The 10,910-nt window shown below is 62.4% G+C and carries 9 protein-coding genes; 5 read left to right on the top strand and 4 right to left on the bottom strand.

The window, feature by feature from the left end:
• Window positions 1-123: 123 nt before the first annotated feature.
• From J3P97_RS05300 to J3P97_RS05290, 3 genes are all read left to right on the top strand, one after another.
• Window positions 124-1,311, top strand: coding sequence for a Fic family protein (locus J3P97_RS05300; RefSeq protein WP_434673632.1), 1,188 nt, complete (start codon window positions 124-126; stop codon window positions 1,309-1,311).
• Between the two features lie 121 nt (window positions 1,312-1,432).
• On the top strand, window positions 1,433-2,440 hold the full coding sequence (locus J3P97_RS05295) for an AAA family ATPase (protein WP_305496452.1): 1,008 nt from the start codon (window positions 1,433-1,435) through the stop codon (window positions 2,438-2,440).
• 25 nt (window positions 2,441-2,465) lie between these two features.
• Entirely contained in the window at window positions 2,466-3,797 is a 1,332-nt protein-coding gene (locus J3P97_RS05290; RefSeq protein WP_434602936.1) for a DUF58 domain-containing protein, read from the top strand.
• Between the two features lie 22 nt (window positions 3,798-3,819).
• Here the strand turns inward: J3P97_RS05290 and J3P97_RS05285 are convergent, their stop codons facing one another.
• Both J3P97_RS05285 and J3P97_RS05280 read right to left on the bottom strand, forming a co-directional pair.
• Window positions 3,820-4,179 carry a PilZ domain-containing protein gene (locus J3P97_RS05285; RefSeq protein WP_434569652.1) on the bottom strand — a complete coding sequence of 120 codons (360 nt, stop codon included), beginning with the start codon at window positions 4,177-4,179 and terminating at the stop codon, window positions 3,820-3,822.
• A 266-nt stretch (window positions 4,180-4,445) separates the two neighbouring features.
• Complete coding sequence (locus J3P97_RS05280; RefSeq protein WP_305496455.1) at window positions 4,446-4,820, bottom strand: tetratricopeptide repeat protein; 375 nt, start codon at window positions 4,818-4,820, stop codon at window positions 4,446-4,448.
• A 326-nt stretch (window positions 4,821-5,146) separates the two neighbouring features.
• Between J3P97_RS05280 and pyk the strand changes: the two genes are divergently transcribed.
• Window positions 5,147-6,598 (top strand): pyruvate kinase, encoded by a 1,452-nt coding sequence (gene pyk / locus J3P97_RS05275; RefSeq protein WP_305496457.1) that lies wholly within the window; start codon window positions 5,147-5,149, stop codon window positions 6,596-6,598.
• Between the two features lie 173 nt (window positions 6,599-6,771).
• Here the strand turns inward: pyk and J3P97_RS05270 are convergent, their stop codons facing one another.
• Together J3P97_RS05270 and J3P97_RS05265 are read right to left on the bottom strand one after the other, a co-directional pair.
• Window positions 6,772-7,719: an iron-sulfur-binding ferredoxin reductase gene (locus J3P97_RS05270; RefSeq protein ID WP_434673631.1), complete on the bottom strand. Its 948-nt coding sequence runs from the start codon at window positions 7,717-7,719 to the stop codon at window positions 6,772-6,774.
• Window positions 7,712-8,818, bottom strand: coding sequence for a diguanylate cyclase domain-containing protein (locus J3P97_RS05265; RefSeq protein ID WP_434569654.1), 1,107 nt, complete (start codon window positions 8,816-8,818; stop codon window positions 7,712-7,714). Before J3P97_RS05265 ends, J3P97_RS05270 begins: the two co-directional genes overlap by 8 nt.
• A 522-nt stretch (window positions 8,819-9,340) precedes the next feature.
• Between J3P97_RS05265 and J3P97_RS05260 the strand changes: the two genes are divergently transcribed.
• Entirely contained in the window at window positions 9,341-10,864 is a 1,524-nt protein-coding gene (locus J3P97_RS05260; RefSeq protein WP_305496463.1) for a fumarate hydratase, read from the top strand.
• The last annotated feature ends 46 nt before the right edge of the window (window positions 10,865-10,910 follow it).

The following is a 10,910-nucleotide window of genomic DNA, read 5'->3' as shown; positions in this document are numbered from 1 at the left end:
ATAACCTATCGTACCCTGTCACTAACCATAGCAGCTGCGGGCATTATCGCCATTTTACTTTCCGCAGGAATTTCCGCAAAGTTGCCAAACAAACAGCCGTTTCCGCTCGCTGGAAGCAAAACGATGATTACCTCGAAAACGTACCTGGATCCAGTACTGCCGGAAAATCTTCCCGCCTCGATCATTCAGGCCGCGGATCAGTTGCCGCGCAAAGCAGAGTTTCTTGCCGGGCGGCTCGCCGATGAGACATCGAAGCAACTGGCGAGCCTGTTGCGCATCACCAATACCTACTATTCGAATCTGATCGAGGGGCATCGAACCGAGATCGCTGATCTCCAGGTCGCTCGCACCACGCCGAAACGCCAGCGAAAGGAGCTCAAAGAGCTTGCCGTGCAACACATGACACAGCAGGAGGTGATGGAGCGATTGCTTCGCATGCGCCCGGCGGACAGTTTCTCTGCCTTGTTCGATCCCCAGTTGATCGCGACCATTCACCGTCGACTGTTCAAAGACGCCTCAACGCAGGAGCTGATCCTGAGCGACGGTCGGATGATGGAACCAGGAAAGCTGCGGGCCGAAGCGAATGAACAGGTCCAGGTCGGCGCACATGTCGCCCCAGCTGCTACTGCGGTATTGCCCATGCTTGAGCATCTGCAACTGCACTATGGACGTATAAACGACCCCCGACGCCAATTGATCGCCGCCCTGGCGGGTCATCACCGTGTGGCGCTTGTCCACCCCTTCCTTGATGGCAATGGTCGAGTGATCCGGATGCTCACCCACCTGCAGCTTGTCCACCTCGGGCTAAAACCGTTTCTTTGGTCACTGTCGCGTGGCTTGGCCCGAAGGCAGGATGAATACTATCGTTTCCTGGCTTTGGCTGATCGAACTCGAGAAGGCGACTGTGACGGGCGAGGTCAACTCTCACAGCGCCATTACTTTAACTTTATCGAGTTCATGCTCGATGTCTGTCGCGACCAGATTGAATACATGACAACCTCACTCAACCCAGCCAGGCTACGCGAGCAGATCTTCCATGTGTTTTCGACGGATGCTGGCCTTCGCCGTGCGGGGATCAGACCCGCCAGTGCCGGTGCTGTGTTGGCGCTTCTCACCCAAGGTGCGATGCCGCGTGCGGAATTCAAGGTATTTACAGGATTGAAGGATCGACTCGCAACGGAAGAACTGAGCCACTTGATCGAAGCGGGAATAGTGGTCAGTAGTACGCCCAGGTCTCGCACGGTGGAAGCGGGCTTGCCCGCACGCTTCGCTGGACTGATCCTTCCGAACCTGCATATCCAGATGGGCTGAGTCATGCCGACGACTCGGCTGTCAGGTGGGAGGTGAGTTGCCGTGGTATGCAAGCGGACTGTTTTCACCTGCGCAAGTTATCCAGCGCTAATCAAACTCAACAGTTAAGAGAACGCCAGAATTGACGACTGAACAGAACGAACCTGTCGACGGCCAGGCCCATGCCGCCCAACAGCGCCAGCGCGCCAGCCAGTTGGCCCAGGCGATCCGTACCGAACTGCACAAGGCGGTGGTCGGCCAGGCTGCGGTGGTCGACGATGTGCTCACGGCGTTGATCGCTGGCGGGCATGTGCTGCTCGAAGGCGTTCCCGGGTTGGGCAAGACGTTGCTGGTGCGCGCGCTCGCGCGCTGTTTCAGTGGCGAGTTCGCGCGCATCCAGTTCACGCCCGACCTGATGCCCAGCGACGTCACCGGCCATGCGGTGTACGACTTGCAAACCGAGCAGTTCAAGTTGCGCAAGGGTCCGGTTTTCACCAACCTCCTGCTGGCCGACGAGATCAACCGCGCGCCGGCAAAAACCCAGGCGGCGCTGCTCGAGGCCATGCAGGAACGCCAGGTCACCCTGGAAGGCCGCGCCCTGCCGATCGCCCAACCGTTCATGGTGCTGGCGACCCAGAACCCCATCGAACAGGAAGGCACTTACCCGCTGCCGGAAGCCGAGCTCGACCGCTTCATGCTCAAGGTCCGCATGGACTATCCCGATGCCGACCAGGAACTGGACATGGTCCGCCAGGTCAGCCGCTCGACCCGGGCCGACATGCTTGACGTGCAACCGTTGCGCACGGTGCTGCAAGCCAAGGATGTGCAGGCGTTGCAGCGCATCGCCAGTGACCTGCCGATGGACGATCAGGTCCTCGACTACGCCGTCCGCCTGGCCCGCGCCACTCGCAGCTGGCCGGGGCTGACGCTGGGCGCCGGGCCGCGCGCCTCGATCGCGCTGGTACGCTGCGCAAGGGCCCGGGCGCTGCTGCGCGGTGGCGAATTCGTGGTCCCGGACGACATCAAGGGCTGCGCCCTGGCCGTGCTGCGCCATCGCGTAAGGCTGGCGCCGGAGCTGGACATCGAGGGGCTCTCGGTGGACCAGGTGCTGGGGCAGTTGCTCGATCAAGTCTCGGCGCCGCGGCTGTGAAAAATCGCGCGGCAAGGATGCGCCCATGAAACCCTCGCGCCTGTTGCTCATCTGGCTCGCGATCCTGCTGGCTGTCGGCATCGTGCTAGGCACATTGCGAGCGCTGGGCATCGCGGTGCCGTCGACACTCCTGTCGATCAACTGGGGGATGCTGCTGGCCTTGCTGGCCTTGGCGCTGCTCGATGCCGTGCGGCTGCGGCGCCTGCCTTCGCCCCGCGTACAGCGGCACATGCCGGGCAGCCTGGCACTGGGCCGATGGGGCGAAGTGCGCCTGCAGATCAGCCATGATTTTGCCCAGCCGATGCCGGTCCAGGTGTTCGATCACGTACCCGATGGCCTCGACTTCGACGACCTGCCCTTGTCGGTCGAACTTCAACCCGGCCAACGCAGCCAGCTCGGCTACCGCTTGCGCCCGCTCAAGCGCGGTCATTTCATTTTCAGCCACTGCGAGATCAGCCTGCCCAGCCCGCTGGGGTTGTGGTCCGGCAAACGCCTGTTGGAGGCGCTCGACAACACTCGCGTCTACCCGGATTTCGCCAGGCTCTATGACGGCCAGCTATTGGCCGTCGACAACTGGCTGAGCCAGCTCGGCATACGCCAGCGGCAGCGCCGTGGCCAGGGCCAGGAATTTCATCAGTTGCGCGAGTTCCGCGAGGGCGACAGCCTGCGCCAGATCGACTGGAAGGCCACCGCCCGCCACCGTACGCCGATCGCCCGTGAGTACGAAGACGAACGCGACCAACAGATTATCTTCATGCTCGACTGCGGCCGGCGCATGCGCAGCCAGGACGACGAGCTGGCGCACTTCGACCACGCTCTCAATGCCTGCCTGTTGCTCAGCTATACCGCGTTGCGCCAGGGCGACGCCGTCGGCCTGTATACCTTCGCCAGTGAGCGACCTCGCTACCTCGCGCCAGTCAAAGGCAGCGGCCAGCTCAACGTCTTGCTCAACGCCGTCTATGACCTGGACAGCAGCCAGCATCCCGCCGATTACCAGGTCGCGGTCAATCAACTGCTGGCCCGGCAAAAACGCCGGGCCCTGGTGGTGTTGGTGACCAACCTGCGGGATGAGGACGACGAGGAACTGCTGGCTGCCGTCAAGCGCCTGGGCCAGCAGCACCGGGTGCTGGTGGCCAGCCTGCGCGAAGAGGCACTCGACCGGTTGCGCCAGGCGCCGGTACAAACCCAGCCCGAAGCCTTGGCCTATTGCGGGACGGTGGACTACATGAACACCCGCGCCGGACTCCATCTGCGATTGGCGGCCCATGGCATCCCGACCCTGGATTCGCGCCCCGGCGAGCTAGGGGCGGATCTGGTGAGCCAATACCTGGCATGGAAAAAGGCCGGAACCGCATAGGCCCTGCGCAGGAGTCGGTTACTCAAGCCGAGGCGGGCAACGGATAAAAACAGAAATACTGCTGCAACGCGCTGACCAGCGACCCGTACTCCGGCGGCGCCCATTGCAGGCTGAAACCGGCATCGAAATGTTGCGGCGTCACGTCTTCATGACACCACAGGCACTTGGCCTTCAACCGGATCTCTTGCTGTGATCCGTCGTCGGCGGGGATTTTCAGGTACAGATCAAAGCTTGCGCCAATCATCAACGGCAATTGACTGATCAACATCAGGCCACTTTCAGAAACGTTGCCCAGAAAACCGATCGGTTTGTCGTTGAGGCCGTTGAATACCTCAAGAAAACAAGCCAGCTGATGCCGTTCAATACGGCGCTCTTTGTACATGTCCTGTATCACTTTTTTAATGGCCGCTCACGGCCCAATCGAACACTTCGGAACGAACCCAAGCGAGCCCGCTCTCCCTGATCCCCGTGCCAGACGCCAGCAAGCGTCCAGGATCATCGGCTACAGGCGTCACATGGCTATTAGAGCTCAAGCTCTAATAGCCATGTGTACAACTATAGCGCAGGTTCCGGTGACGGCCAGTCCGGATGCGGTCCCCATCATAATGCCGCGACGGCGCTTGGCCGAGGGCTTGGATGCAAGGTCGCTCAGAACGCCGTCGGGCGGATGGCCGAGGTGCTACGGGTCGGGTAATGCCCAAGGCTCTGCAAGGTTTCGAGCCGGGCGCGGGCACGATAGGCGTACTCGCTGTTGGGGTATTGCGTAAGGATGAACTGGTACGTCTGCGCCGCATCGACGAACAGCTTTTGCCGCTCCAGGCATTGACCACGCATCATCGAGACTTCCGGCTGCATGTAACGGCGGGCACGGCTGGCGCGGTCGACCTTGGACAGTTCAAGCATCACTTGCTCGCAATTGCCGCGCTCGTAGGCCTTGTAGGCCAGGTTCATGTGGTGGTTCATCGACCAACGGGTGCAGCCCGTGATGCTCAGGGCCAAGGCAATAAAAAGCACGAATCGCATGGGGAGGTTCTCCTGTCTTGAGCTCTTTATCGACCTGGCGCGAAAAATCTTCAATCGGACCAGCTCTTGTGGCGAGGGAGCTTGCTCCCGCTGGGCCGGTCCGACGCTTCGGGCGCAGCGGCCCCAAGATTTTGCGGTCGCTACGCAACCGAGCGGGAGCAAGCTCCCTCGCCACAAAAGCGATGTTCGGCTTTAGTAATTAACGGCGCAGAAATTTTCAGGAATGTTCATTTCGAAAAAGAAACGAATAAGTAGTGCACATGAACAATGACTACACCCAAAGACCATAGTAGCCTTCGCTGGCGCTTGAACTTGAGGAGTCCTGCATGTCCGTCCGTCGCACCAAAATCGTCGCTACCCTTGGCCCGGCCAGTAACTCGCCGGAAGTTCTCGAACAGCTGATTCTGGCTGGCCTGGACGTTGCCCGCCTGAACTTCTCCCACGGCACCCCCGACGAGCACAAGGCTCGTGCCAAGCTGGTGCGCGACCTGGCCGCCAAGCATGGCCGCTTCGTCGCCCTGCTGGGTGACCTGCAAGGCCCGAAGATCCGCATTGCCAAATTCGCCAACAAGCGCATCGAGCTGAAGATCGGTGACAAGTTCACCTTTTCCACCAGCCATCCGTTGACCGAGGGTAACCAGCAAGTCGTCGGTATCGACTACCCGGACCTGGTCAAGGACTGCGGCGTGGGCGACGAGCTGCTGCTCGACGACGGCCGCGTGGTGATGCGCGTCGAGACCGCCACCGCCACCGAACTGAACTGCGTCGTGACCATCGGCGGCCCGCTGTCGGACCACAAGGGTATCAACCGTCGCGGCGGCGGCCTGACCGCTCCGGCCCTGACCGATAAAGACAAGGCCGATATCAAGCTGGCCGCGGAAATGGAAGTCGACTACCTGGCGGTGTCCTTCCCGCGCGACGCGGCGGATATGGAATACGCCCGTCAACTGCGCGACGAAGCCGGCGGTACCGCCTGGCTGGTAGCCAAGATCGAACGCGCCGAAGCCGTGGCCGACGATGAAACCCTCGATGGCCTGATCAAGGCGTCCGACGCCGTGATGGTGGCCCGTGGCGACCTCGGCGTGGAAATCGGCGATGCCGAACTGGTAGGCATCCAGAAGAAGATCATCCTGCACGCACGCCGCCACAACAAAGCGGTGATCGTTGCGACCCAGATGATGGAGTCGATGATCCAGAACCCGATGCCGACCCGCGCCGAAGTGTCCGACGTAGCCAACGCCGTGCTCGACTACACCGACGCCGTGATGCTCTCGGCCGAAAGCGCCGCCGGCCTCTACCCGCTCGAAGCGGTGCAGGCCATGGCACGTATCTGCATCGGCGCTGAAAAGCACCCGACCGGCAAGACCTCCAGCCACCGCATCGGCAAGACCTTCGAGCGCTGCGACGAGAGCATTGCCCTGGCGACCATGTACACCGCCAACCACTTCCCGGGCGTAAAGGCGATCATCGCCCTGACCGAAAGTGGCTACACGCCGTTGATCATGTCGCGCATCCGCTCCTCCGTGCCGATCTATGCGTTCTCCCCACACCGCGAAACCCAGGCCCGTGCCGCCATGTTCCGTGGCGTCTACACCGTGCCGTTCGACCCGGCTGCCCTGCAACCGGGCGAAGTCAGCCAGGCGGCGGTGGATGAATTGGTCAAGCGTGGCGTGGTGCAGACCGGCGACTGGGTCATCCTGACCAAGGGCGACAGCTACCACACCATCGGCGGCACCAACGGGATGAAAATCCTGCACGTCGGCGACCCGATGGTTTGATGACCGGTTGCTGAAAACAAAAGCCCCGCCATGTGAATGGCGGGGCTTTTTGGTTTCTGGCTTTGGGAAAGTAGGTGGCTGATCCACCGCCATCGCGAGCAAGCTCGCTCCCACAGGGTATGTGCACGCCGCCGATCCAATGTGGGAGCGAGCTTGCTCGCGATGGCGATCTGTCAGACGCCGCCATCCTCCCGGGTCAGAAACACATCCGCCAGCAACTGGTTACGCGGCAGCCCCGCCAGGTACAAACGCTTGGCAAACGCCTCGACCCGGTCCGGATGACCGCACACCAGGGCCTGGGTCTGGCGCGAAGCCAGGCGCAGTTGCGCGAGCGCCTCCGGCGCCTCGACCGCGGTCAACAGCTCGATACTCAGGTTGGGGTGTTTGGCCGCCAATGCCTTCAGAGGTTTGTCCAGGTAATGCCCGGCCTCATCATGGGCCACGTGAATCAGCCGAATCGTGCCTTGGTGTTGCTGGCGCAGGGCTTCACGGAGGATGCCGAACAGCGGTGCCAGGCCGGTGCCAGCGGCCAGCAGCCAGAGCGGCCGATCGTGCCAGTCGGCGTCGTAATGCAGCGCGCCGCCGCGCAGTTCGCCGAGGCGGATCGGGTCTCCGGTGCTCAGTTGTCGCGCCGCGTCGACGAATTGGCCGGGCTCGCGACAATCGAGGTGAAACTCCAGAAAACGATCATCTTCGGGCAGGCTCGCCAGGGAGTACGGCCGGGCCACGTCACCGGCCCACAACACCAGATGTTGCCCGGCTCGATAACGCAGTGGTCGTTGCGGGCTGATGCGCAGGCGTAGCACGTCAGCCCCCAGCCAATCCACCGCGTCCACCGCGGCGGCCTGGCCGTCGCGCTGCGGATCAAAGGTGTGGATCTGCACGTCTTCGATTACCTGGCACTGGCATGCCAGGCGCCAGCCGTTATCTCGCTGCGCCGGGCTCAGGGCGTCGGGACGGCTGTCACGCACATCCCCCTTCACACATTGCACCAGGCAGGCATGGCAACTGCCGGCACGGCAGCTATAGGGCACCGGCACGCCGCCGTGGTTAAGCGCGTCCAGCAGGTTGCCGCCAGCCGCCACCGTCCATTGCCGGTCGGCGACTTTCAGTTCAGGCATCGACGTTCTCCCAGGCGGCGGCGCAACGGTTGCGACCGTCCCGCTTGGCACGGTACAAGGCCTGGTCGGCGCGCTGCAAGGCGCTGTCCAGGTCATCGCCGATTTCCAGCATGGTCATCCCCACCGACAAACTGAGGTTGCCCACCGGCAGATCGACCAATCGAACCTCGGTGAACGCCAGCCGGAGTCGCTCGCAACAGGCCGTCAGGCGCGCGGGATCGCAAGCGGGGAGCAGCATGACAAACTCCTCGCCACCGTAACGGGCCAGCACATCGCCCTCGCGCAGGCACGCCGTGGCGACAGCGGCGAAAGCCTGCAACACCTGGTCGCCCGCGGCATGGCCATGCAGGTCGTTGATGCGCTTGAAATGGTCGAGGTCGATCAAGGCCAGGCCATGGGCGACGCCGGGCCTGAGGGTATTGAGCTCGCGGCCGGCCAGGCGCAGGAAGTGCCGGCGGTTGAACAGGCCGGTCAGTTCATCGGTGGCCACCAGGTCTTCGAGCTGGCGCATCATGCCGCGCAATGTGTCCTGGTGCGCCTGCAAGGCAAACCGACGCTGGCGCATGCGCTGACGCGAGGTCTGGACGTAGCGGGCGTACAACACCAGCCACACCAGCACGATGAACAGTACGCAGACCTGCAGACCGGCCAGCGTCGGATCGGGCAGGCGAAAGAAATAACCGTCCCAGAGCGTGATCCCGGTGAAGCTGATGAAAACCAGCGTCGCGCAACGCACAAAGGCCCGGCGGGACAGGTGAAACAGCCCGAACAGCAGGATCAGCACATAGAACACCAGGAACACGCCCCGGGCCTGGTCCAGGTGCGCCATCATCCAGGTCTGCCAGCCCAGGCCGATCCAGACCTGTATTTCCGTGAGGCTGGGGTCGGCGAATCGCAGGTTGCGGTCGGTGATGAACAGCGTGAACAGACCAGCCTGGCACAGCACGACCAACAGGCTGCCAACAATGACGCCACGCAATGTGTCGAGGTAATGACCACTGAAAAACGCCAGCCACAACAATACCAGTGCCAGCGCATAAGTCGTGGCTGCGAGGGCAAAGCGTTTAAGCAAAAGACGTTGGATGGCGTTATGGGTCAATCGGTGACTCACCATGGGAAAGGAGACTGACAGAGGCGTCCTACGCTACAGGCCAGACGCCACTTTAGTGGCGTGTTCGGCAAATGACCATTCAATTCTGGCGCAGAAAAATGGCGTCAAAGCAATGGCCCAGATTGACGCATCTGCCAACCCCGACGCTGCCCCCCGTGGCGAGGGAGCTTGCTCCCGCTGGGCTGCGTAGCGGCCCCAAGATTTTGCGGTCGCTGCGCAACCGAGCGGGAGCAAGCTCCCTCGCCACGGGGTGCATTCCAGCCCTTCAACCCGCAGGTCGCCATCGCGAGCAAGCTCGCTCCCACAGGCTGCGTGCCTGCGATATACTGCCGCGCCTTTTTAGCGTCGCGCCAGCATGCCCGGCGTGCCTTGACCTGAGGTCAGCTGCAAGCCGCTAGCTCCAAGCGGCAAGTTCAGAGCAGTACGCATACTGCTTCAGCTTGCCGCTTGAAGCTTGCAGCTCGAAGCTGCCTTATAGAATGTTCCCGTCTTTAGAGAGGAGCGCGACTCATGACCGTGATCAAGCAAGATGACCTGATACAGAGCGTCGCCGACGCCTTGCAGTTCATTTCCTATTACCACCCCGTGGATTTCATCCAGGCGATGCACGAGGCCTACCTGCGAGAAGAATCGCCGGCGGCCCGTGATTCCATGGCGCAGATCCTGATCAACTCGCGCATGTGCGCCACCGGCCACCGGCCGATCTGCCAGGACACCGGCATCGTGACCGTGTTCGTGCGCGTGGGCATGGACGTGCGTTGGGATGGCGCGACCATGGGCCTGGACGACATGATCAACGAGGGCGTGCGTCGCGCCTACAACCTGCCGGAAAACGTCCTGCGCGCATCGATCCTCGCCGACCCGGCAGGCGCGCGCAGGAACACCAAGGACAACACCCCGGCGGTCATCCACTACTCCATTGTCCCGGGCAACACCGTGGAAGTGGACGTGGCGGCCAAGGGCGGCGGCTCCGAGAACAAGTCGAAGATGGCCATGCTCAACCCGTCCGACTCCATCGTCGATTGGGTACTCAAGACCGTTCCGACCATGGGCGCCGGCTGGTGCCCACCGGGCATGCTCGGCATCGGCATCGGTGGCACCGCCGAGAAAGCCGCGGTGATGGCCAAGGAAGTGTTGATGGAATCCATCGACATCCACGAGCTCAAGGCCCGCGGCCCGCAGAACCGTATCGAAGAGATGCGCCTGGAGCTGTTCGAGAAGGTCAACCAACTGGGCATCGGTGCCCAGGGCCTGGGCGGCCTGACGACCGTGCTCGACGTGAAGATCATGGATTACCCGACCCACGCCGCTTCCCTGCCGGTGTGCATGATCCCCAACTGCGCCGCCACCCGTCATGCCCACTTCGTGCTCGACGGCAGCGGCCCGGCCTCGCTGGAAGCGCCACCGCTGGACGCCTACCCGGAAATCGTCTGGGAAGCGGGTCCGTCGGCGCGTCGCGTGAACCTCGACACCCTGACCCCGGAAGAAGTGCAGAGCTGGAAGCCGGGCGAAACGGTATTGCTCAACGGCAAGATGCTCACCGGTCGCGACGCGGCGCACAAGCGCATGGTCGAGATGCTGAACAAAGGTGAAACCCTGCCGGTGGACCTCAAGGGCCGCTTCATCTACTACGTTGGCCCGGTCGACCCGGTCGGCGACGAAGTGGTTGGCCCGGCCGGCCCGACCACCGCCACGCGGATGGACAAGTTCACCCGCCAGATCCTCGAGCAGACCGGCCTGTTGGGCATGATCGGCAAATCCGAGCGCGGCCCGACCGCCATCGAAGCGATCAAGGACAACAAGGCGGTCTACCTGATGGCCGTCGGCGGTGCCGCTTACCTGGTGGCCCAGGCGATCAAGAAATCCAAGGTCCTGGCCTTCGCCGAACTGGGGATGGAAGCGATCTACGAGTTCGAGGTCAAGGACATGCCGGTGACCGTTGCGGTTGACAGCAAGGGCGAGTCGGTGCACATCACCGGTCCGGCGATCTGGCAGCAGAAGATCAGCGAAAGCCTGGCGGTCGAAGTGCAGTAACGCGCATTTTGCCGTTGTGAAAAAGGCCGGTGGGCGACAAGCTCAC

The organism is Pseudomonas sp. R1-15 (genome assembly GCF_051132085.1).
Classification (GTDB): domain Bacteria; phylum Pseudomonadota; class Gammaproteobacteria; order Pseudomonadales; family Pseudomonadaceae; genus Aquipseudomonas.
Note: the sequence above shows the minus strand (reverse complement) of the source record. Positions and strands in the feature narration are given on the sequence as shown.